19 protein-coding genes are annotated in these 23,578 nt (G+C 40.6%); all 19 read right to left on the bottom strand.

Annotated elements, in window-relative coordinates:
• Positions 1-54: 54 nt before the first annotated feature.
• Positions 55-324, bottom strand: a complete 270-nt coding sequence (locus tag CSV63_RS01380; protein WP_099630978.1) for a stage V sporulation protein S — start codon at positions 322-324, stop codon at positions 55-57.
• A 92-nt stretch (positions 325-416) separates the two neighbouring features.
• A complete protein-coding gene (locus CSV63_RS01375; RefSeq protein WP_099694208.1) occupies positions 417-1,214 on the bottom strand; it encodes a TIGR00282 family metallophosphoesterase in 798 nt (265 codons plus the stop codon).
• A 67-nt stretch (positions 1,215-1,281) separates the two neighbouring features.
• Positions 1,282-2,841, bottom strand: a complete 1,560-nt coding sequence (rny, locus tag CSV63_RS01370; protein WP_099694207.1) for a ribonuclease Y — start codon at positions 2,839-2,841, stop codon at positions 1,282-1,284.
• Between the two features lie 549 nt (positions 2,842-3,390).
• The gene (recA, locus tag CSV63_RS01365) at positions 3,391-4,452 is read right to left on the bottom strand and encodes a recombinase RecA (protein ID WP_099694206.1); all 1,062 of its coding nucleotides are present in this window, start codon (positions 4,450-4,452) and stop codon (positions 3,391-3,393) included.
• A 166-nt stretch (positions 4,453-4,618) separates the two neighbouring features.
• Positions 4,619-5,875 carry a competence/damage-inducible protein A gene (locus CSV63_RS01360; RefSeq protein WP_099694205.1) on the bottom strand — a complete coding sequence of 419 codons (1,257 nt, stop codon included), beginning with the start codon at positions 5,873-5,875 and terminating at the stop codon, positions 4,619-4,621.
• Positions 5,876-5,891: 16 nt separating this feature from the next.
• A complete protein-coding gene (gene pgsA, locus CSV63_RS01355) occupies positions 5,892-6,470 on the bottom strand; it encodes a CDP-diacylglycerol--glycerol-3-phosphate 3-phosphatidyltransferase (RefSeq protein WP_099694204.1) in 579 nt (192 codons plus the stop codon).
• A gap of 74 nt (positions 6,471-6,544) precedes the next feature.
• On the bottom strand, positions 6,545-7,354 hold the full coding sequence (locus CSV63_RS01350; RefSeq protein WP_099694203.1) for a helix-turn-helix domain-containing protein: 810 nt from the start codon (positions 7,352-7,354) through the stop codon (positions 6,545-6,547).
• A gap of 27 nt (positions 7,355-7,381) precedes the next feature.
• On the bottom strand, positions 7,382-8,176 hold the full coding sequence (locus tag CSV63_RS01345; RefSeq protein ID WP_099675104.1) for a DUF3388 domain-containing protein: 795 nt from the start codon (positions 8,174-8,176) through the stop codon (positions 7,382-7,384).
• Positions 8,177-8,308: 132 nt separating this feature from the next.
• On the bottom strand, positions 8,309-9,037 hold the full coding sequence (gene ymfI / locus CSV63_RS01340; RefSeq protein ID WP_099694202.1) for an elongation factor P 5-aminopentanone reductase: 729 nt from the start codon (positions 9,035-9,037) through the stop codon (positions 8,309-8,311).
• Positions 9,038-9,039: 2 nt separating this feature from the next.
• Positions 9,040-10,335, bottom strand: coding sequence for an EF-P 5-aminopentanol modification-associated protein YfmH (gene yfmH, locus CSV63_RS01335; protein WP_099694201.1), 1,296 nt, complete (start codon positions 10,333-10,335; stop codon positions 9,040-9,042).
• On the bottom strand, positions 10,332-11,606 hold the full coding sequence (yfmF, locus tag CSV63_RS01330) for an EF-P 5-aminopentanol modification-associated protein YfmF (protein ID WP_099694200.1): 1,275 nt from the start codon (positions 11,604-11,606) through the stop codon (positions 10,332-10,334). The genes yfmH and yfmF overlap by 4 nt, the downstream gene beginning before the upstream one ends.
• Before the next feature lie 207 nt (positions 11,607-11,813).
• Entirely contained in the window at positions 11,814-12,767 is a 954-nt protein-coding gene (locus CSV63_RS01325; protein ID WP_099694199.1) for an ABC transporter permease, read from the bottom strand.
• 1 nt (position 12,768) lies between these two features.
• Positions 12,769-13,815, bottom strand: coding sequence for an ABC transporter permease (locus CSV63_RS01320; protein WP_099694198.1), 1,047 nt, complete (start codon positions 13,813-13,815; stop codon positions 12,769-12,771).
• Positions 13,805-15,373 carry an ABC transporter ATP-binding protein gene (locus CSV63_RS01315; RefSeq protein ID WP_099694197.1) on the bottom strand — a complete coding sequence of 523 codons (1,569 nt, stop codon included), beginning with the start codon at positions 15,371-15,373 and terminating at the stop codon, positions 13,805-13,807. Before CSV63_RS01315 ends, CSV63_RS01320 begins: the two co-directional genes overlap by 11 nt.
• A gap of 260 nt (positions 15,374-15,633) precedes the next feature.
• Positions 15,634-16,722: a BMP family lipoprotein gene (locus CSV63_RS01310; RefSeq protein WP_099694196.1), complete on the bottom strand. Its 1,089-nt coding sequence runs from the start codon at positions 16,720-16,722 to the stop codon at positions 15,634-15,636.
• A gap of 350 nt (positions 16,723-17,072) precedes the next feature.
• Positions 17,073-19,415 carry a DNA translocase FtsK gene (locus tag CSV63_RS01305; RefSeq protein ID WP_099694195.1) on the bottom strand — a complete coding sequence of 781 codons (2,343 nt, stop codon included), beginning with the start codon at positions 19,413-19,415 and terminating at the stop codon, positions 17,073-17,075.
• An 88-nt stretch (positions 19,416-19,503) separates the two neighbouring features.
• A complete protein-coding gene (locus tag CSV63_RS01300; protein WP_099694194.1) occupies positions 19,504-21,171 on the bottom strand; it encodes a ribonuclease J in 1,668 nt (555 codons plus the stop codon).
• A gap of 113 nt (positions 21,172-21,284) precedes the next feature.
• Positions 21,285-22,175, bottom strand: a complete 891-nt coding sequence (dapA, locus tag CSV63_RS01295; RefSeq protein ID WP_233191926.1) for a 4-hydroxy-tetrahydrodipicolinate synthase — start codon at positions 22,173-22,175, stop codon at positions 21,285-21,287.
• Positions 22,176-22,485: 310 nt separating this feature from the next.
• Positions 22,486-23,511, bottom strand: a complete 1,026-nt coding sequence (asd, locus tag CSV63_RS01285) for an aspartate-semialdehyde dehydrogenase (RefSeq protein WP_099694191.1) — start codon at positions 23,509-23,511, stop codon at positions 22,486-22,488.
• Positions 23,512-23,578: the final 67 nt, after the last annotated feature.

Below are 23,578 nucleotides of genomic sequence, written 5' to 3'. Positions count from 1 at the left end.
TCGCTGGTTTGTCATGAAAAAAAGACCACAGATGAATTCGTGGTCTTTTGTATTCTACTTACGTTCCTTTTTTTCTACGAAAAGTTTGAGCGCTGTTCTAGCTTCACCGTTGATTTCGATATCGGTAAAGGCAGGTGCGCAAACTAGATCGCCTCCACTTGGTGCTACGAATCCTCTTGCGATAGCAATTGCTTTTACTGCTTGATTTAATGCACCAGCACCGACCGCTTGGATCTCGGCAAAGCCTTGTTCACGGATAACTGCAACCAATGCTCCTGCTACTGAGTTCGGATTTGAGCGAGATGATACTTTCAAGGGACTCACGATATTTCCTCCTTATTTTGCAATGTCTATGGAACGAGTATATTCCATACGACATCCTATGATAGGCAAGGAGGATTTAGACACCTAGATAATTAGTTTTTGAACGGATGATCTTCGTTAATTCGGATTCTTTCAATCTTGAGCGCATTACCGGTTTTGTCATCCAATTCCACAAACATGCCGTTTAGCTGTGGTCTTCCACTTTTCGGTACTTCAAAGCGGGTTGGCAAGTTAGTATAGAAACGGTACAATACGTCCTCTTTTTTCATTCCCAAAATTTCATCATACGGACCGGTCATCCCCGCATCTGTTAAATATGCAGTACCCCCTGGCAAAATTCGTTCGTCTGCAGTTTGGACATGTGTATGTGTCCCCACAACGACAGATACTTTTCCGTCCAAATGCCATCCCATTGCAATCTTTTCACTTGTTGCTTCTGCATGAAAGTCTACAAAAATCAAAGGTGATGTTTGCAAGGCTTCTTCTACTAGTTCATCTGCTTTAGCAAATGGATCATCATGCGGTGGTAAAAATGTGCGACCATGTAAGTTTATTACAGATAGAGTAACTCCATTTTTCGTAATGGACGTCATGCCTTTACCAGGTGCTTGTTCTGAGAAGTTGGCAGGACGAATCAAGTAATCCACTTCGTCAATAAAATCATAGATTTCACGTTGATCCCATGTATGGTTGCCCATCGTAATGACATCTACTCCCGCATGCAATAAATCATGATAAATGGATTTTGTAATCCCTCTGCCTGAAGCTGCATTTTCACCATTCGCGATAATTACGTCCGCTTGATATTTTCGCTTCAAACGCGATACATAATCCATTACCATTTCTCTTCCCATTGATCCTACAATATCTCCAATAAATAGTACTTTCATTTGTAATAACCTCTTTCCAAAATGAAAACAGCTTCCAAACGAATCGGAAGCTGTTTTGTGTTAGGTATTATTTAGCATACTCTACTGCGCGGGTCTCCCGTATGACCGTCACTTTGATATGCCCTGGGTAGTTTAATTCTTCCTCGATTTGTTTTCGTATATCACGTGCTAAGCGATGTGCGGTAATATCATCAATTTGTTCAGGACGAACAATAATTCGTACTTCCCGTCCTGCCTGAATGGCAAATGATTTCTCCACACCTTCGTATGATTCCGAAATTTCTTCGAGCTTTTGCAGACGTTTAATATAGTTTTCCAATGTTTCACTGCGAGCACCTGGTCTTGCTGCAGATAATGCATCTGCCGCAGCTACAAGCACTGCAATAACAGAGGTAGCCTCTTCATCACCGTGATGGGAAGCTATACTGTTAATAACAACTGGATGTTCTTTATATTTCACTGCCAACTCTTTACCGATCTGCACGTGACTGCCTTCTACTTCATGGTCAATCGCTTTACCGATGTCATGTAGTAAACCAGCACGTCTAGCAAGTGTTACGTCTTCGCCAAGCTCTGCTGCCAGTAAACCTGTTAAATAGGCTACTTCAATAGAGTGTTTCAAGACGTTCTGTCCGTAACTCGTACGGAAGTGCAAACGACCAAGAATTTTAATCAAATCCGGATGCAAGTTGTGGACATTTACATCAAATGTAGTTTGTTCTCCTTTTTCCCGGATTAACTCGTCCACTTCTCTTCTGGATTTGTCGACCATTTCTTCGATACGTGCAGGATGAATTCGTCCATCCTGAACCAGTTTCTCCAAGGCCAATCTTGCCGTTTCTCTTCGAACCGGATCAAAACCAGACAGAATAACGGCTTCTGGCGTATCGTCAATAATCAAATCAATACCCGTTAGCGTCTCAAGTGTACGAATATTTCGTCCTTCACGACCAATGATGCGACCTTTCATCTCATCATTCGGCAAATTAACAACGGAAACTGTAGTTTCTGCTACATGATCTGCCGCAAATCGTTGCAATGCCAGTGATAGAATTTCACGAGCTTTACGCTCGGATTCCTCTTTAGCCCGTTGCTCAGATTCTTTTGTCATAACAGCAATATCCGTAGAAAGCTCTTCTTCTACATCTTCCAAGATGATTCGCTTTGCCTCATCTCTTGTTAAAGAAGAAATTCTTTCCAATTCGGTCTTCTGTGTAGTAACGAGTTGTTCCGCTTTGCGTTCCATCTCTTCAATATGCTGTTGTCTTTCTAATAGCGCATCTTCTTTGCGCTCTAGACCTGCTTCTCTTTTATTGAGCGCATCATCCTTGCGATCAAGGTTTTCTTCACGCTGTAAGAGACGGTTTTCCTGTTTCTGTAATTCCGTCCTTCTCTCACGGACTTCTGTTTCTGCTTCAATCCGCAGTTCGTGAGTTTCATCTTTCGCTTCTAACAGTGCCTCTTTCTTTACTGACTCCGCTTCACGCTTCGCCTCTTCGACGAGTTGGTTGGCAGTATGTTTGGCACCAGTTACTTTTGAATCATTCACATTTTTCAATATAAAAAAGCTAACAACTGCACCGACGATGAGACTTAGCAAAACGGAGATGAGTATTTCAATACCCATTGAGGTCACCTCCTCCTGCTTATTCTTTTCTTTTCAGTCGGCTCGTATAATCAATTTTGCCTCGGCGAATACATTCACTTTACTAGTTACCGAATCCTATCGGTAATATCCCGATGATCTGTGAAAACGCCTGAGGCTTAACTTAATCCAACGGGTAGTAGAAAACCTGCTGTTTCGGGACTAATTTTCTATTGATGTCACTACTTTTTGCTTAACTTTTCATTTTGCTGAATTAAGTTAAAATCAACATACCGCCAAAAACAATTGATTGGTTTGTTAAATATAGGACGTATATAATACGCCACTTTAATTGTATAGTTGTATTTTTATTGTGTCAAGGAATGATAAAGGAAAATTCATTCCTATAGTTACTTTTTATTTTGTTTGCACGAGTCTTTCCACTTTATATTTCACTTATTCATTCAAAAATGTTTTAGTTCCATAAAGGCAAAAAGTATGTCATTCCCAAGCTCATGATGTATACACGTCGTCGAAAATAATTTTTATAAAAAAACCGCCAAAAAATTGGCGGTTTTGCTAACATATGACTTACTTCTCTTCGGAGAGTGTAAGTAAATCATCGAGCTCGTCTTCTTCATCATGGGCTGCAATCACATAGTTTGTTGCATTTAAACCGTATGATTCACGAATTTTGGACGCAATTTCATCACGCATTTTCAAGTTTTCCTTCAAGAATTGTTTCGCGTTTTCACGACCTTGACCTAAGCGCTCGCCTTCATAAGAATACCAAGCACCACTCTTTTGGACTACTTCCAATTCAGATCCCAAATCTAGAATTTCACCTTCTTTTGAAATCCCTTCACCATACATGATGTCTACTTCCGCAGTACGGAAAGGTGGAGCCACCTTGTTTTTGACGACGCGAATCCTTGTTTTATTCCCCATAATATCATTGGCTTGCTTGATCGCCTCACCTCTACGTACTTCTAGACGAACAGACGCATAGAACTTCAATGCTCGTCCACCTGGCGTTACTTCTGGATTACCAAACATGACGCCTACTTTTTCACGAATTTGGTTAATGAAGACCGCAATAGTATTTGACTTATTAATAGCGCCAGAAAGTTTACGCAATGCTTGAGACATCAAACGAGCTTGCAAACCAACGTGCGCGTCACCCATCTCGCCTTCAATTTCAGCTTTCGGTACAAGTGCTGCTACCGAGTCCACTACCACGATATCTACAGCACCTGAACGAACAAGTGCCTCCGCAATTTCCAATGCTTGCTCACCTGTATCTGGCTGTGATAATAGCAACTCGTCAATATTGACACCTAGCTTTTGTGCATAGACAGGATCTAGTGCGTGTTCTGCATCAATAAATGCCGCAGTACCACCGCTTGCTTGCACTTCTGCAATTGCATGCAACGAAACGGTTGTTTTACCGGAACTTTCCGGTCCATATATTTCAATTACACGTCCACGTGGATATCCGCCTATTCCTAGCGCCGCGTCCAAAGCTAATGAACCTGATGATGATGTATCAATTTGAAGATCTGTTTTTTCTCCTAATTTCATGACAGAACCTTTACCGAATTGTTTCTCTATTTGTTTTAATGCCATATCTAATGCCGCTTTACGATTGCTCAATTACAATTCCTCCTCAAACTCTTTTTCTACTCTTATTATACCTTTTCCCGACAGAATACACAAGAATTAAACGAACGGGTATTCGATAAATTGGTTTTAGAAATTGAAAAACAAGCGTAAAAAGCTAGGTAGAATTGATTTTTGCTAGCTAATTCACTAGCAAAATTCAATACTTTAGTTCTTTTTTCTCTTTGATTGTCTGAATGAGATAATGTAAAGCAAATTGAACAGAACGTTTACGATTTACATTACGGGAACCTGACAGCTGAAGTTTATAAGACGCTGTCTTCATACCTTCTGCTGCAATGCCAATCCAAACTGTACCGGCTGGTTGACCGTCATGTGATTCAGGGCCTGCAGCGCCAGTCAGACTCACTCCAAATGTTGTGGTGAATCTCTCTCGAACACTTTCGGCCATCGATTCAGCGCACTCTGCACTGACAATGCCATGGTAGTCAAGTAATGATGGTAGAATACCCAATTGCTCAATTTTCATCTCTTTATTGTATACCACAAGGCCACCTTTAAGTGAATTGCCTATTCCCGCTTCCGAACCTAGTTCCGCCATAAACATTCCGGTTGTGAGACTTTCTGCGGCAGAAATAGTCCAGTCATTTTGAAGTAATAATTCGGTTGTTTTGGAAGCCAGCGTATCATCATTCACACCATAGATAAACTCTCCCACAATAGAACGGATTTCTTGTTCAACAGGTGCTATCAATTTCTGGGCTTCTTCTTCTGTTTTGGCTTTTGCGGTAATACGGAGGTTAACCATGCCCGGTGAAGCAAGTGGTGCAATTGTTGGATTGGTCTGCTTTTCAAGAATAGACTGAATACGAACTTCTAATTCCGACTCGCCAATTCCTTGCAACTTCAATACCTTTGAAGAGATTACATCTTGTTTACCGTATACACCAAGTAAGTAGGGAATTGCCTCTTGTTCAAACATGGGCTCCATTTCGTGAGGTGGCCCCGGTAGCAATATATACTGTTTACCGTCTTTCCCTATCGCTATACCTGGTGCCATACCATTTCGATTTGGCAATACTGTAGAACCTTTTAAAACAAGAGCTTGCTGTTTATTATTTTCGGTCATCACTTTTCCCACACGGGTAAAATAATCCTCAATCGTTTTCATCGCATCGTCATCAGATATAAGCGTACAACCCAATTCACTTGCAATAGTTTGCTTTGTTAAGTCATCCTTTGTCGGCCCGAGACCGCCACTAAAGATCAGGATGTCAGCACGTTGCTGAGCTAACTGAATGGCTTGTGACAAGCGTTTAGGATTATCCCCTACAACGGTGTGGCAATATACATCTATTCCGGCTTCAGCTAATTTAGCCGATATGAACCTAGCGTTGGTATTCGTGATTTGTCCCAGAAGAAGTTCAGATCCTACAGCAATAATTTCCGCTTTCATGAATACACTCCACCCCTCACATTGACTCCACTAAAATTTTACGATTTTTAACAAAGTAATCGACACCTGACCATACGGTAAATACTAATGCGATGTACAACATGATAGTTCCGAATGGAATACCAATCGCTTCGAAGAAAATATTATGCAGTAAAAGAAATGATATCGCTAGTAGTTGCGTAACTGTTTTAATTTTACCTAACTGGTTTGCTGCTACTACTTCCCCACCACCCGCTAAAATCAAACGTAATCCTGTAACTGCAAATTCTCTACTAATAATTACGATGACGATCCATGCAGGAGCCGCCCCCATCTCCACTAATAAAATAAAAGCGGCCGAGACTAGTAGCTTATCTGCTAACGGATCCAAAAACTTCCCCATATTTGTTACCAAGTTGTGTTTCCTTGCTAAGTATCCATCTAGCCAGTCAGTTGTAGAAGCTATGATGAAGATCATCGCACCCACCAAATGTTCAACAGGCATTTCTACTCCACCTAGCCGAATCATTCCCCATCCAAAATCCACTGTAAGAAACAGGATGAAGACAGGGATCATAAATACTCTAGAGAGTGTAATTTTATTTGGTAAATTCATTACTTGTCCGCCTTTCTAACGGTAAAATCTATATGTAAAGAATAAAATAGCCACCTTATTAGATGACTATTTTATTATGGTTTTTTTAACACAATATTTTGTGGTACAAGGTCTGTTGGGTAATCTACTCGTTGTCCATTAACAGTCAGTTCTGCATTTTTGTAATTACCAACTCGGATTCTCAAACTTTCTGCATCGTTCGCTTGTATTTCGATCGTTTCGCCTTCTTGTACTACTCGGGCACCACTAGGTTTCGGCATTCGTTCGTTCCCATCTTGATCCGTTACGGAAATCCAAGATGTTCCCGTCGTCTTGATAACCAATGTGATGTTTTCAGAGTCTGATAATTTGAATGTAGACGTTTCACCTACAGTAGAAGCGTGTTCAACTGGTTGCCTAGATTGGCCAATTTCAACTGAATCCTCTTGTGGATCAGCTATTTCCGAAGAACCTGGCTCTGTTGATTCATGACCTATCTCTGGCTCTGTGGCTTTGTCTCTTAGTAAAGTATAAACAATTACAAAAATCATAATAATTAATAGTGCTACAAGTATTTTTGGCATTGCTTCTTTTAATTGGCCACTTTGCTTTGAAACCGCACTACGTTGCATAGTCGCTGGGATAACTTTTTCCTGTTTTTCTTGCACTGCAGGTTCATACTCATCCTGATAAAGACTCAGAATTTCATTCGCATCCAAGTCAACCGCTTCCGCATACTCTTTAATAAAAACACGTACGTAAAAAGCACCAGGAATAATTTGAAAATCCTCGTTTTCAATTGCTGACAGATAACGTTGTTGGATTTTCGTACTGTCTTGCAGATCTTCTAGAGTCAATCCTTTTAAAATCCTCGCTTCTTTTAAACGAGCACCTATTCCGATCATATTCAACACCCACCTAACTCATTTCAATCAATTAAACATATTAAAGCCACCCATAGGGTTACGGTTGGATAGCGGATCATTTTTCTCTAAAATATCATAAGTGATTTCTTGGTCTACAGTTGTCCGCAACTCTATAATAATATCAAAATCTTCAATTGTATATTCGGATTGTTTCACAAACATATCCGGATGCTCAACCACTTTAATTGTCGGCAAGCCCATAATCTCACGCACTAATTGCATATGACGTTCGTCAGATGTTTTTCGAGTCACGATCCCATCAAGTATAAAAATGTTATCGTCCGAGAATTCATCCCCCATCATGCTCGTTCTAATTGTTTGTTTAATCATCGTAGAAGATAAGAAGACCCATTTTTTATTGGCACAAACACTCGCCGCTACTACGGATTCTGTTTTCCCTACGCGCGGCATTCCACGGACACCGATTAGTTTGTGGCCATCTTGTTTGAAGATCTCAGCTAAAAAGTCCACTAAGATTCCAAGCTCACTTCTTATGAACTGATACGTTCTTCGGTCATCAGTACCCCGCTGAATATAATGTCCGTGCCGAACAGCCAATACATCACGCAATTTAGGTTCTCTGATCTTATGGATGACAATCGCATCCATAGTAGAAGCGATCAACTCAAAACGTTTAATCTGCTGGTCATGATCAGTGTGAACAAGCATACCACGGTATCTGCCATCTACCCCATTAATCGTCACAATATCTACACGCAACATTCCAAGTAAGGAAGCAATATCTCCGAGTAATCCAGGCCGATTGACTTGCAACTCATATTCGACATACCATTCTCCCATTCAACACACTCCTTCATAAAACTACTTTTTCCAGAATGCACAAGTATGCACTTAATTCTATAATAGCGGATAGCCAAAGTGAATAAAAGAAAAAAAGAAAAGGACAACAGGCATTGTCCTTTTCCAAAGGCTTTACATATACCAACCACCATTGATTTGAATTATTTCACCTGTCATATAATCTGCTTTGCCACTCAACATAAATTCGACCATATTTGCTATTTCCTGCGGTGTCCCCACTGACAAAAGCGGAATCTGTTCAAGCACCATTTGACGTTCCTCCGCAGTAAACTCTTGATTCATGCGGGTGTCGATCCAACCTGGGGCAATTGCATTTACCCGTATGCCAGAAAAGGCGGATTCCTTTGCATATGCTTTGACAAAGGCATGTTGGGCACCTTTGACTGCAGAATACATGACTTCACCTGCAGCGCCTGTACTTCCCCATATCGATCCGATAAATACAATATACGAGACATCTTGCTTACGCAGTTTTTCAGATAACAGTGCGATTAAACGAGCTGGATTCTGCACATGGACTTGCCATAATTCCGACATTTCCATTTCGCTTGTCTCCGATAACAGTTTGACAACTGCCTGACCGTTGGCTACAACAATTGCTTGAACGCTTTGTATGCTATCCGTCAATTTCTCTGCCGCTAATTCTACCCTGAAATCAGCTTGCACACTACGGAATTGCTGGTTGGGATAATTCTCTTCTAACTCATAACGCAATAGATCGAGCTGATTTTTATTTGCATTATAGTGCATATACAAAGACCAGCCCGCTTTTGCTAGTTGTTTGCAGATCACTTCCCCAACTCCCCCGGAAGCCCCTAAAACGAGTGCGAAACGCGTCATACTCATTGCGTCTTCGGTGGCATGACTTTGAAGATTGTATAGCTATTGTCATCGGAAAACATTGCAAATGCTTCTTTTAGTTTATCCATCGATAACTTCTCTAAAGTCGGCACGACATCGAATAAATTCATTTCATTAAATTCATATCGCGTGTATTGATTGGCGATAAATTCAATGGAATTCAATGAACGCATAAATTGACCAATTTTTTTCCTACGCATTCTATTCAAATCTTCTTCAAGCACCGGCCAATTTGATTTTGCGTCTTTAATCGTATGACGAATCAGTTTTTCTAAGCGCTCTGGTTCATCTGTATCGGAACCGACCATCGCAAAACCATAGCCTTCTTCCATGGTAAATTCATATGAGAACGATTCATCAACTAAGCCTTCTGCATTTGCTTTTTCATAAAATGCAGATGTGCGACCGAATAGACTATCTAATACAAGGTTTGCTGACAATTCCGCTTCAAGCATCTCTTGCCCCTGTAAATCTACCTTGTTACATTTCATTCCGATATTCAGTTTAGGTTTTGAAACATCCATCGTCAATGTACGTTCAGATACATCAACCTCTGTTGACTCGTTTGGAAATTGGCGTTCAATCGCCTCTGGTTTATCAAATGTTTTCTTCGCTTGATCATCTTTGATAAATTCCATCATTTCCTTTGGCTTCACTGCTCCAACGATAAACAGTAGCATGTTGGACGGATGGTAGAACGTCTCATAACATGTATATAAATGTTCCGCTGTGATGTCCTGAATCGACTCAACAGTTCCCGCGATGTCGATTTTCACTGGGTGGTTTTCATAGAGATTTTCAATTGTGCCGAAATATAGGCGCCAGTCAGGCTGGTCGTCATACATGGTAATTTCCTGGGCAATGATCCCCTTCTCTTTATCAACAGTTTCCTTAGTGAAATATGGTTGTTGAACAAAGTCGAGTAATATTTTGGTGTTTTCTTTTAGTTTATTGGTTGCAGAAAAAAGATATGCCGTCCTTCCGAATGTTGTATAGGCATTGGCGGAAGCACCATTTAAACTAAACTTCTGAAAAACGTCTCCATCTTCTTTCTCAAACATTTTGTGCTCTAGAAAATGGGCAATCCCATCAGGTACTGTGATAAGTTCATCTTTGCCATGTGGTTTGAACGTACGATCAATAGAACCGTATTTTGTCGTAAATGTTACAAATGTTTTAGAAAATCCACGTTTCGGTAATATAACAACTTTCAACCCATTATCTAGCGTTTCAGTATAAATCTTCTCTTGTAGTTGATCAAAATTTACTTCTTTCATTCGGAAACATCCTCCTTACCTGACAGCAAATAAACAATTTCCAATTGAATTGTATTTGCCATTTCCTTTACGTCTTCCAATGTGACCGATTCCCACTTTTCAATTAATCGTTCAGCCGTGAAGTTCTCATCCAATTCTTTATATTGATCATAAATTTCAATCTGGCTGCGGGCTGAATCGTTTGCGCTCAAGATGCTGTTTTCTAGAAGTGCGACTGTCTGACTTAACTCGATTTCAGTACTCTCACCTTTTTGTAATGCCGTAAGTTGCTCAAGAATTAGCTTGACAGCCTTTTCTTCTAAGTCCGCATCAATACCTGCTGTGACATAGACGATACCGTAATGCGAAGCAAATGCACTATTCGCATAGTATGCCATACTTTCCTTTTCTCGCACATTCATGAATAGCTTACTGTGGGCAAAGCCTCCGAAAACACCATTGGTTACTTGCATCTTATGGTAATCCGGATGATGGAAAAATACCGGTGTGTGGAAACCAAGATGAAGTTTACCTTGTTTCATGTCTTGTTTTTCTCTCACTGTATTCACAGTATCTGAAACTTTCACATCCGGTGATCCATTTTGTTTCACTGCATCTCTAGCCGCAAATGGTAGGAACTGCTTAATTTGCTTAATGATATCATTTTCATCTATATCGCCTACTACATAAATATCAATCAAATCATTGTTCATCATATCTTCGTATGTAGCATAAAGACTTTCATTAGTAATTTCCGATACCGCAGTTTCTGTGCCATAAGCCGAAATGGATGCTGGGTGATCTGGTCTCATGATTTCAAGCATGCGTTTTTGTGCAAAACGTGTTTTGTCGTCATAAATAGAACGAATCCGATCACGGACATTACGTTTTTCCCTCTCTGTAACGTCAGGATCAAATGCTTTATTCGTTACATTCGGATCAAACACTACAGAACGAATTAATTGCCATAACTGTTTAAAAATATCTTCCCCTGCAAAAAATTCATCATTTACACATTCCGTATAAAGTGAAACCATGTGTTGGGAACTTCTTTTGGAGACGTCCGTAAATAATACTGTACCGTATAGCTCGTCAAGCGCCTTGCGCATGGAACCTAGTGTTGGATACTGCTTCGTTGAATCCTCCATTACATTCGCCAACACCGCACGTTCAGAGGCTTTCTTTTGATCCAGTGGTGCTTTCCACTTAATTGTCACATTCACTGTTTTAAACTGTTCCGTTTTACGTATATACAAATGTACACCATTTTGTAATTTTGTTTTATTGAACATACAAACACCTCGTTTACCTTATTATATGTATTCCTAGTCTCACTATACATTTTAGCCTGTCATTTGGAAAATGATACAACTTTCGCGCGCTGCAGATGGAGTTTAGCTAAGACTAAAACGGAAGTTGAAAGTAATTCCGACTATTATCGCTGCAACCTTAGAAAAGCCACCTGAAGAATTCGTATCTCCAGATAGCTTTTCTAACATTTATCTATTTCCTTTAACGTAAGGTTTACCAAGTGCTTTTGGGGCTTTCGCTTTTCCAAGGAATCCAGCAAGAGCTAGGATAGTTAAAACATAAGGGAATATGTGGAAGTACACTGACGGGATATCTGCTAGTAACTTAATACTGGAAGAACTGATTGCTAGCGCCTGCGCAAATCCGAAGAATAGAGCAGCACCTAGAGCTCCCAGTGGATGCCATTTCCCAAAGATCATGGCTGCTAAAGCCATAAATCCTTGTCCATTAATTGTTGCATGCCCGAAATCATTCGTGATGGTCTGTGAATAAACTGCTCCACCAATTCCAGCTAGACCACCAGAAATGAGTACTGCAATATAGCGGATTTTTGTTACTTTAATGCCCATTGTGTCTGCCGCCATAGGATGTTCTCCTACTGAGCGAAGACGCAAACCAAATGGTGTCTTATAAATAACAAACCATGCGATAAACGCTACGGCGATCGCCATAATTGAAGAACCATATACTAACTTAAAGAACATGGGTCCAATGATTGGAATATCTTCCAAAAACGGCACGTTGAATCTTGGGATTTTTTGTTGGATAAAATCAGTTTGACCTTTGCCAAAAATCATTTTTACCGAAAATAGCGCGATAGCCAGACCTAACATGTTAATTGCAACACCTGACACTACTTGATCCGCCCGGAACGAAATAGATGCTACAGCGTGAAGCGTTGCAAATAGAGCGGAAACGAACATTGCCACAAGTAACGCAAGCCATGGCGTCCAGGCGCCAAAGGTATCAGCGAAAAACAGATTGAATAAGATACCAATGAATGCCCCCATAATCATAAGGCCTTCCAAACCGATATTAATCACACCGGATCGCTCAGAGAATACACCGCCAATTGCTGTAAAAATAAGAGGAGCTGCAGAAGCAATTGTTATAGGTATAATAAAATATAATACATCTAACATGTTACTTCTCCTCCTTCTTATTACGTAAACGTATGAGTCCTACACGGATGATGTATCCACAGGCAACAAAGAAAATAACCAATGCTATAATAATTGAAACAATTTCTACTGGAATTCCTGCTTCGTTTGGCATATTATTCGCACCATATTTCAATGAGCCGAATAATGTGGCTCCGAAGATGACACCAAGTGGCGTATTCGCACCAAGCAAGGCTACGGCGATTCCATCAAAACCAATTCCTGTAAAGCCACCCATGGAGGACATATTACCAAACGTACCAAGTGCCTCCATTGCGCCTCCAAGTCCAGCAAAAGCACCCGAAATGACCATTGCAAGAACAATATTCTTGTTTGCACTCATACCCGCGTAGCGAGCAGCATTATCGTTATATCCAACAGACTTTAACTCAAATCCAGTCTTGGTTTTCTCTAAAATGAACCACATGACAACAACCATTGCCAATGCTACGAATATTCCGTAGTGCAATGTAGAATAATCCGTTAGATTAGATAAGAACTCTGACCGAAGCGAAGCCGATTGATGGATACGCTCCAATTTGAATCCACCACCGGAGAGTGTTTTAATTAATGCGTTCACCACGTGTAAGGCAATATAGTTCATCATGATCGTGACAATCACTTCATGCACTTTCAATGTCGCCTTTAAAATACCCGGCACAAGCCCCCACAGTGCCCCAGCGGCAGCTGCTGCTATAAGTGCGAAAGGTAAATGAATAATTTTTGGTAGATCGAATGCTATCCCTACATAAGCTGCAGCAAACCAGCCAACGATCAATTGTCCTTCAACACCAATATTGAATAGTCCAGTTCTGAATGCAAATGCCACTGCAAGCCCGGCAAGTAAGTATGGACTAATTTGACGAATGGTTTCACCAATTGCATAAGAATCACCGAAAATACCATTCCATAATGCTATATAGCCTGTGATTGGATTATAGTCACTGATCAACATCACGACAGCGCCTACTAAAAGTCCTAGAAGGATCGAAATTATTGGGACGAGTATATTGATCATTCTATTCGACATGATGTTCATCACCATCTTTCTCAGCGGCTAGCACTTTTTTCTCAGCAACATCTTTTGAATGGCCTGCCATCATTAATCCTAGGGCTTGTTCCGTTGTTTCTTTGGGATTTACAGTACCTACAATAGTCCCATCATACATAACAGCGATTTTATCAGAAACGTTCATAACTTCATCTAACTCAAACGTAATGAGTAAAACTGCTTTTCCCTTATCCCGTTGTTCAATCAAACGGCGATGAATAAACTCGATTGCTCCCACATCCAAACCACGTGTAGGTAATGCCGCAATTAATAAATCCGGATTTCTCATAATTTCTCGTCCGATGATGAGCTTTTGCTGATTTCCTCCGGATAACGCCCTCGCTAATTCGTGTGCACCTTGGGTTCTGACATCGTACTCTTTGATTATTTCTCCTGCTCTTTCATTGATCTCTTTATAATTCATGATTCCACCTTTTGATAATGGTTCATGATAATACGATTGCAACGCGCTATTGTACGCCACTGAAAAATCTAAAATAAGTCCATGTTTATGGCGGTCTTGTGGAATATGTCCAATACCGGTTTCAGTAATTTTTCGCGGTTTTTTATTTGTAACATCTTCATCATTGATAAAAATCTTACCGCTCTTCACTTTAGTTAAGCCCGTGATTGCTTCGATTAATTCCGATTGACCGTTACCATCAATGCCAGCAATCCCAATAATTTCGCCGCGTCGTACGGAAAGGTTAAGGCCTTTTAATTTAGCAACACCCCGATAGTCATTCACTTGTAGATTTTCAATCTTCAATACTTCTTCAGTCGGTTGGGATGGACCTTTTTCTGTTTTAAATGTGACTTGACGTCCTACCATCAACGTTGCTAACTCTTCGGGATTCGTTTCCGATGTAATGACAGTACCAATTCCTTTACCTTTTCGTATGACAGTAACTTTGTCTGAGACGTTCATGATTTCCGCCAGTTTATGGGTGATCAAGATGATGGATTTTCCTTCTGCAACGAGCTTTTTCATGATATTCAATAATTCATCAATTTCCTGGGGCGTGAGTGATGCAGTGGGTTCATCAAATATTAGGATATCTGCTCCACGATAAAGCGTCTTAAGAATTTCGACACGTTGTTGCATACCTACTGAAATATCTTCTATTTTGGCGTAAGGATCCACATCGAGACCATACATCCTAGAAATTTCTGCAACTTTTTTTGCAGAATCCTTGATGTTAATAATTCCAGATTTAGTTGGCTCACTACCTAAAATAATGTTTTCGGTTACAGTTAAATTCTCCACCAACATAAAGTGTTGATGCACCATCCCGATTCCGAGATCGTTCGCCACGTTCGGGTCAGTGATTGCTACATTTTCGCCACGGACACGAATTTCTCCACCATCCGGTTGATACAAACCAAATAACACATTCATTAAGGTAGATTTCCCCGCACCGTTTTCACCTAGCAATGCGTGAATTTCGCCTTTCTCAAGTTGTAATGTAATATGATCATTTGCATAGAAATTTCCAAACCTTTTTGAAACATCTAGCATCTCAATTACATAATTCATCCCCATCACTTCCTTGCCTATAATTGAATTCCATAGAATTAAATAGCATAACACTTATCTTCAATAATACGTGATAAAGCTCCTATATGAAAAGTTGAAAGCTTTGCCATTTTTTATAAGTAGCCTGCCGATATTTTTTATTATTAATCTTAAAAATTAATAAAATAAAAGTTCCAGAACACACCTCAAGGAACCTTTATTTTATTAACTTAATGAAATGAAGGCCGGATATAAAACCGGCCTTCAGTTGTTTAATGACCTTACTTCTTCTTTTCTACGAACTCTGGTACTTCAATTTCACCATTTGCAATCTTTTGTGCATGTTCATCAATTTGATCCAAAACGTCTTGTGGAATAGCACCACGTGAATCAGCAAGACCTAAACCATCATCTGCAAGGCCATATACTTTTGTTTCCCCACCAGGGAAATTACCAGCCATTGATAAATCAGCAATGTCTTTAACTGCTACGTCAACACGCTTCAACATAGATGTAAGTGTTACGTTGGCATCTCCCACTTTACCTTCTTCATACTGGTCAGAGTCAACACCGATTACCCAAACGTATGCATCTTTATCTGCTTGCTTACGTTCTTTCGCTTCTGAGAATACACCGTTACCTGTTCCGCCAGCAGCGTGGAAAATAATGTCTACGCCTGAAGAATACATACGGCCCGCTTCAGCTTTACCAAGTTCTGCTTTATCAAATGCACCTACATATTTTGAATCTACTTTGATTTCAGGCTTAACTGATTTGACACCTTCAAGGAATCCAGCTTCAAAACGCTCGATTACAGGATTGTCCATACCACCAATGAAACCGATCTTATTTGATTTTGTCATTAATCCAGCTGCTACTCCAGCTAAGTATCCGCCTTCTTGTTCTTTAAAGAGGATGCTAGCTACGTTTGGAGCATCTACTTCGCCATCAATAATTGAGAACTGGGTATCTTTTTGTTGCGCTGCAATATCTTCAATTGCATCTTCCATCAAGAAACCTACTCCGTAAATTAAGTTAAAGTCACGACGAGCCAAGTTGTTAAGGTTTGTTGTATAATCTTCTGGGCCAGTTGACTGAAGGTAATCGTATCCGCCAGTTCCCTTTTCCCATCCTTGTTCTTCTCCAAACTCTTTAACGCCTTTCCATGCTGATTGGTTGAATGATTTATCATCAATTCCTCCAACATCAGTTACCATAGCAATTGAAAATTCGCTTTTCTCACCGCTGTCCCCGGTTGCCGGCTTTTCACCCGCATTGTTTTTGCCTTTATCGTCAGAGCCACATGCTGCTAACATTGTACCTGCGGCTAACACTAAAGACATCGCTAGACCAAATTTTCTTTTTTTCATCAATAATGACCTCCCTTGGCTAATTTTGGTATTATGTTAGGACGTTGTACGTCTTATACCCCTATCGACATTACTTTTTACTTAAAAACAGAATAGGAAAAGCATATTGTTAGTAAAATATTCGGTAACTTTTTACTCGGCTTGTAGATGATGTTCATGATAACAGTAATGAAGTTACATTACATGGTAGCGCTTTCGGTACCACTACATATCAGATGGCAGACTTAATTTTAATCGACTGCACTGATAATTTCCTTCTACCTTCACTATAACATTTACTTAGGTAGAAGGAAATATCTAGCCAAAATCACGAATAACTTCGACTTATCAAAATAAGAATGAAAGAAGACTTATATTTCCAGCTCAGATTTATTGAGTAGTACATGTCTTGGCTTACTACCTTCAGGTGGTCCAACCACACCCCGCGCTTCCATTTGATCCACTATACGTGCAGCTCTAGCATAACCGACTCGGAAACGACGCTGGATCATCGATACGGACGCGGTTTGCATCTCTACTACCATTTGTACCGCTTCATCATATAACTCATCGGTTTCTTCATGCGGTGCTACTACTTCAACCTCAGTTGGAATCATCTCTTCTTGATACTGAGCTTTTTGCTGTTCGATAACAAAATCTACTACAGCTTCGACCTCTTCATCCGAGACAAATGCGCCTTGAATACGCGTAGGTTTTGAAGCGCCAGCAGGCAGGAACAACATATCTCCTCTTCCCAATAACTTCTCGGCACCGCCACCGTCCAAAATAGTTCGAGAATCAATTGCTGAAGATACAGCAAATGCAATTCGTGAAGGAATATTTGCCTTAATGATCCCTGTAATGACATCAACACTTGGACGTTGAGTAGCGATAATTAAGTGAATACCAGCGGCCCTCGCCATCTGAGCAAGACGTGTGATGGAATCTTCTACGTCGCTTGATGCCACCATCATTAAGTCTGCCAATTCATCGACGATCACAACAATATACGGCATGCGTGGATGTTTCTCATCATGTTCTTCATTCCACTGTTCAATATGGTTATTATACCCTTCAATGTTCCGTGTGCCGGTATGCGAGAATAACTCATATCTGCGCTCCATCTCCGATACCACACGTTGCAACGCTTGCGCTGCTTTTCTCGGATCCGTAACGACAGGCGCCAACAAATGCGGGATACCATTAAAGACATTCAACTCTACCATTTTCGGATCGATCATCATCATTTTCACTTCATGTGGTTTCGCCCGCATGATAATACTCATAATGATACCGTTGACACAAACACTTTTACCACTGCCTGTGGCACCCGCAACTAATACGTGAGGCATTTTATTGAGCTCTGTCATCATGGCCTGTCCTGTTACATCACGGCCCAAACCTACTAGCAACTTGGATTCATGTGAATTATTCTCTTTAGATTCCAACACTTCACGTAAACTTACCATCGCCACTGCATTGTTCGGTACTTCGATTCCAACTGCTGACTTACCAGGGATCGGTGCTTCAATACGAATACCACTAGCTGCCAATGCCAATGCAATATCATCCGCCAAACTAACAATACGACTTACTTTTACACCTGTATCAGGTAGGATTTCATATTTAGTGACTGCTGGTCCTAAGTGGACTTGTGTCACTCGTGCTTTGACACCAAAGCTTAGGAACGTTTTCTCTAGTTTCTTGGCGTTTGCCTGGATTAAGTTATATTCTCCAGACTGATCACTTGCTACAGGTGGTTCCAATAGATTGGTGGATGGCAAAATATACGACTCGTTTTCTTGTTCTCCGCCCATTACTGGATAATCAACCGCGGGATCTTTAGGGTCAAGGGTTGTGTCTACTTTATCTATCGATTCCCTTTCTTGTACAACTTCGGGTTGTACAGCCTGTTCGATTTTTGCCGTGAAACTAGAGATAATTGGTTCACTCACCGGTTCTGGATGTTCTTGTACCGATTCCGTTTCAGCTTTGTTTACCTGTTTCGGCTTACTCTTTCTATTACTGCGCGCACTCTCTTTACGTTTTTCTTCAGGTGACTTGACAGGTTTCTTTTCTCTCGCCATCCATTTGTGCTTGATACTATTCATCAAGATAGGTGTTTGTTCGACTAAGATCGGAATCAAAGCCTTTCCCGTCAACAAGATCATGCCAATGAGCAGTAACAGTACACCAGCCACTGTAGCGCCTGATGAATCAACCAGTGAATAAAACATCGCGAATAGTACAGCGCCTATCATACCGCCACCCAGCGTCCCTGTTTGGTCATGTATACCATCATTGGTGATGAGAACTTTCCATGTTTCCTTGAGTGCGGAATTTGACATCAGAACTTTGCTTTCATACAATGTCTGAAATAAATGAACATGACTGAACAACAACATACTACCTAAAATGAATAAACAACCGATGACAATTCGGTGCTTATATCCGCCGATTTGTCTCTTGATCATGAAAATCAATGCTTGCACAATAATCAAAAATGGCAATGCAACATACCAATTACCTAATAAGAATCTAGAGAAAGCCGATAACCCTCGACCGATTACACCGTATTCGAAGATCATGATAATTGCGATACCGATTAAAATGACACCTAAAATTTCAAACCAGAGCGGTTGCATTTGACTTTGCTGTTTTTTCTGTTGTCTTTTCTTCGCTGGCGCTCTCTTTTTAGCACGTTTCTTCGCCATTTGCTAACCCCCTTTCTGAAAAAAAGATTTCCAGCCATAAAGGCATGGAAATCCAATTGTTCTTTAATTAGTCAACAAACAATGTGGATCAGTATTCCATGATAATTGGGATAATCATTGGGCGACGTTTTGTTTGTTGATATAAATACGAACTCAATGTCTCACGGATCTCTTGTTTAATGTTTGTCCATTCAAATGTTTCTTTATTCACGTACTTCTCGACAATTTTAGTAATCAATTTTGTCGCTTCTTCAAATAATTCCTCTGATTCACGTACATAGACAAACCCTCGTGAGACGACTTCAGGACCTGCAGCGATTCGTTTTTGCTTTCTGTTCAATGTCACAACGACTGTAAAGATTCCGTCCTGCGATAACAGCTTACGGTCACGCAACACGATGTTTCCTACATCTCCTACACCAATACCATCGATCAAGACGTTACCAGCCTGGACTCTACCCGCCATGCGAAGCTTTTCATTCTTGAATTCAACAATGTCGCCTTTATCCGCAATGAAGATACGGCTTTTAGGTAGACCAACTTCTTGAGCGAGCTTGGAGTGTGCAATCAGCATACGATATTCCCCTTGAATCGGAATAAAATATTGAGGTCGCATTAAGTTTAACATCATTTTCAAATCTTCAGCAGAACCGTGACCGGAGACGTGTACATTTCGTGTGGATGTCAGTACAGTCGCACCAGCCTTTGCCAATTCATTCATCATCTTGTACATGGAAGTTTCCATAACGGGTGACGGTGTGAATGTAATTAAGACCGTATCAGAACTTTTGATATTAATTTCTCTATGATGTTTACGGACGATTTTTTCCAAAGCTTCTAGTGGCTCACCTTGGTTACCTGTTACAATGATTACGATATCCTGGTCATCATAGCGCTCCATGTCTTTAACTGGAATTACAATCTCTTCTTCCACTTGTAAATATCCTAATTTTAACCCGACCTCAAAGTAGCTCTCTAAACTTTTACCAACAACTGCAACTTTCTTCTTCTGTGCTGCTGCCTGATCTAGTACTTGCTGAATACGAATGAAGTTTGATGCATACAACGCTACTAAAATTCTTCCTTGTGCTTCGTGGAAAGTTTTAAAAAGACGTTTTTCAATTACAGACTCAGATGTCGTATAACCTGGACGCTCTGCTTCTGTAGAGTCGGACATCAAGATAAAGACTCCTTCTTCACCAATTGTAGCCATTTTCGCAATATCAGGGCGATATTTGCCTTTTGCTGCTTGGTCGAATTTGAACTCTCCTGTATTGACGATTGCACCTTCACTTGTATGGAAGACAATTCCTAAAGAATCCGGAATACTATGCGTTGTGTAAAAGAATGTCACATGCGTACGCTTGAAGTTCATCCGGCTTTTGCTTGTCACCTCGAAGAAGCGGACAGTTGATGGTGCCGGCATTTTTTTCAAATGTTCTTTCGCCAAAGCCAATGTCAACTTTGTACCGTAGACAGGAGCTTGTACTTTCTGTAATAAATACGCAATCGACCCAATTGCATCCTCATGACCATGAGTTAAGAATATTCCTTTGATCCGATCTTTATTCTCTTCAAGATACGTCATGTCAGGTATGACAAAGTCAATACCTAGCATTTCCGTTTCTGGAAACATTAACCCTGAATCCATAACAAATAGTTCGTCGTCAATTTCAACGACATACATAGACTTTCCAATTTCCCCTACTCCACCTAGTGGAATCACTCTAATTAATTCATTTTGTATTTTCGTCACATTATTTCCTCCTATAATATATTCCCGCCCACAACGACTAAACACCATTATACGAGATAGTAGGCGTTCAGTACAAACAAAAAAAGCCGGAATGGTCGTCCGGCTTTTGTTTATTACAGAATCCGTGTTCTTTTTTCAAATTTTTCAAGCGCCTCATCAATGATCATCGCTTCTTTTTCGTCCATTTCCACTAGGGGTAAACGAACGCCGCCTGTTGGCACACCTGCTTTTTCCAGTGCATATTTCACAGGCACTGGATTCGGCTTAGAGAACAATGCGCCGAATACTGGTAATAATGAACGATGAAGATCAGCGGCTTCTTTTATTTTGCCATTTTGGAAAGCTTGAATCATTTCTTGCATTTCATTTCCTACGATGTGTGAAGAAACTGAAATAATTCCTCTACCGCCAATTGCAAGCAATGGCAAAGTCAATCCGTCGTCCCCACTGTACACTTCAAAATCGTCCGCGGTTCCTTCAATGATTTCTGCCATCTGCTCCAAATTTCCACTTGCTTCTTTGATTGCTTTAATATTATCGATTTTCGATAATGCAATAACGGTTTCTGGAAGCAAGTTGACGATGGAACGACTTGGAATATTATATAACAATACAGGCAATGTTGTAACGTTAGCAATTTTTGAAAAGTGTGCATACATACCTTTTTGGTCTGGCTTATTATAATAAGGTGTCACGAGCATGATTCCGTCAGCCCCTGAACGCTCGGCAGCCTTAGTCAGCTCTATGGATTCCGCAGTATTGTTTGTCCCTGTACCTGCAATCACTGGAATACGCTTATTCACAACCTTTATTACAAAATCCAGTAATTCCTTCTTCTCCGTGACAGTTAGCGTCGGTGATTCACCAGTTGTACCGCTTACGATGACAGAATCTGTCCCATTTGCGATCAAATGCTCAAGCAAGCTGGTTGTTTGGGCGTAATCAATCATACCGTCAGGAGAAAAAGGAGTGACCATTGCTGTCCCTACGTTTCCAAGTTGCACATTGACCATCCCTTTTCGTTATTATTCTTAATTCTACCTAAATAAGTTGAACTTAAGAAGTAATCCTCTCATGGGAACCGTTGATTTCCGTTCCAGGCGGACGCGTTCCGCGGGCACGGCCTCAATCTCCTCGTCCGCTACGCTACCTGCGGGGCTTTCAGCTCGTGCTGTTCCCGCTGGAAGAGCCGTCACGAAGAACGGCTTTTGCGAGTAAAAGCGAAGCGTTAGGAGCACATCTTTGCACACGCCGCCTTCCTCTCCAATCAACTTAGTGTATCCTAAAATCTTTAATTCAATTTATATAATTAATTTATTTGATAAGTGCCTCGGCGATTTGCACGGAGTTTAATGCAGCACCTTTTAATAAGTTATCCGATACAATCCATAGGTGGAATCCTTTGCTGTTATCTAAATCTTTACGGATTCTTCCTACAAATACTTCATCTTTATCTTCTGCATAAAGTGGCATTGGATAGAGTTGTGAAGCCGGATCATCTTGCAAGACAATTCCTGGGGCCTTTTCGATCAATGCCTGGATATCTTTCACTGTGACATCATCTTGATCAATTTCGATGTAAACGGATTCTGAATGTCCGGATACAACTGGTAATCTAACACAAGTTGCGGCTACTGCCATGTTTTGATCACCGAATATTTTCTTTGTTTCATTGATCATTTTCAGTTCTTCCAATGTATAGCCTGACTCATCAAATGAATCAATTTGTGGAATCGCATTGAATGCGATCGGATAATGACGTTTTGCAGAAGCGGATGGTAATACTTCTGCTTCTATTTCACTGCGATCCGTGAATTGCTTACTTTGTTCTGCTAATTCATCAATCGCTTCCACTCCGGCCCCTGAGACTGCCTGGTAAGTAGATACGATGAGCTTACTTAGTCCATATTGATCTTTAATAGGCTTAAGTGCTGCTACCATCTGAATGGTAGAACAATTCGGATTCGCAATAATTCCTGAATGGTTCTCTAACTCCTGTGGATTCACTTCTGGAACGACAAGCGGTGTGTTTGGGTCCATGCGGAACGCGCTTGTGTTATCAATTACAACCGCTCCGCTTCTCACTGCGTCTTGTGCAAACTTCTCAGAAATACTTCCACCGGCACTAAAGAATGCAATGTCGATGCCTTCAAAAGCTTCCGGTGTTGTTTCTTGTACAACATACGTTTTTCCACCCGCTATGATTTCATTGCCCGCTGAACGTTTAGATGCAAGTAATTTAATAGAAGTGGCAGGGAAATTACGTTCCACCAATTTCTCAAGTATTTTTGTACCTACCGCTCCGGTCGCGCCAACAATTGCAACAGTAACACTCTTCATCTATATCTTCCTTTCAATTATTAACAAGCAATAGTAAGGACATATTGTATGTCCTCGTCTCGTTAAT

It is taken from the genome of Sporosarcina sp. P34, from assembly GCF_002743375.1.
Lineage (GTDB): Bacteria > Bacillota > Bacilli > Bacillales_A > Planococcaceae > Sporosarcina.
The sequence above is the reverse complement of the archived record's forward strand: the minus strand, read 5'-3'. Positions and strand labels throughout refer to the sequence as shown.

What these genes read in the sequence shown, in the direction of transcription:
- CSV63_RS01305 (WP_099694195.1), bottom strand. Translation starts at nt 19,415, where the DNA reads ATGGCGAAGAAACGTGCTAAAAAGAGAGCGCCAGCGAAGAAAAGACAA.
- CSV63_RS01310 (WP_099694196.1), bottom strand. Translation starts at nt 16,722, where the DNA reads ATGAAAAAAAGAAAATTTGGTCTAGCGATGTCTTTAGTGTTAGCCGCA.
- CSV63_RS01345 (WP_099675104.1), bottom strand. Translation starts at nt 8,176, where the DNA reads ATGGGAGAATGGTATGTCGAATATGAGTTGCAAGTCAATCGGCCTGGA.
- pgsA (WP_099694204.1), bottom strand. Translation starts at nt 6,470, where the DNA reads ATGAATTTACCAAATAAAATTACACTCTCTAGAGTATTTATGATCCCT.
- yfmH (WP_099694201.1), bottom strand. Translation starts at nt 10,335, where the DNA reads ATGAAAGAAGTAAATTTTGATCAACTACAAGAGAAGATTTATACTGAA.
- rny (WP_099694207.1), bottom strand. Translation starts at nt 2,841, where the DNA reads ATGGGTATTGAAATACTCATCTCCGTTTTGCTAAGTCTCATCGTCGGT.
- CSV63_RS01360 (WP_099694205.1), bottom strand. Translation starts at nt 5,875, where the DNA reads ATGAAAGCGGAAATTATTGCTGTAGGATCTGAACTTCTTCTGGGACAA.
- CSV63_RS01350 (WP_099694203.1), bottom strand. Translation starts at nt 7,354, where the DNA reads ATGATCGGAATAGGTGCTCGTTTAAAAGAAGCGAGGATTTTAAAAGGA.
- ymfI (WP_099694202.1), bottom strand. Translation starts at nt 9,037, where the DNA reads ATGACGCGTTTCGCACTCGTTTTAGGGGCTTCCGGGGGAGTTGGGGAA.
- CSV63_RS01325 (WP_099694199.1), bottom strand. Translation starts at nt 12,767, where the DNA reads ATGTTAGATGTATTATATTTTATTATACCTATAACAATTGCTTCTGCA.
- asd (WP_099694191.1), bottom strand. Translation starts at nt 23,511, where the DNA reads ATGAAGAGTGTTACTGTTGCAATTGTTGGCGCGACCGGAGCGGTAGGT.
- CSV63_RS01315 (WP_099694197.1), bottom strand. Translation starts at nt 15,373, where the DNA reads ATGAATTATGTAATTGAGATGCTAGATGTTTCAAAAAGGTTTGGAAAT.
- CSV63_RS01375 (WP_099694208.1), bottom strand. Translation starts at nt 1,214, where the DNA reads ATGAAAGTACTATTTATTGGAGATATTGTAGGATCAATGGGAAGAGAA.
- yfmF (WP_099694200.1), bottom strand. Translation starts at nt 11,606, where the DNA reads ATGTTCAATAAAACAAAATTACAAAATGGTGTACATTTGTATATACGT.
- CSV63_RS01320 (WP_099694198.1), bottom strand. Translation starts at nt 13,815, where the DNA reads ATGTCGAATAGAATGATCAATATACTCGTCCCAATAATTTCGATCCTT.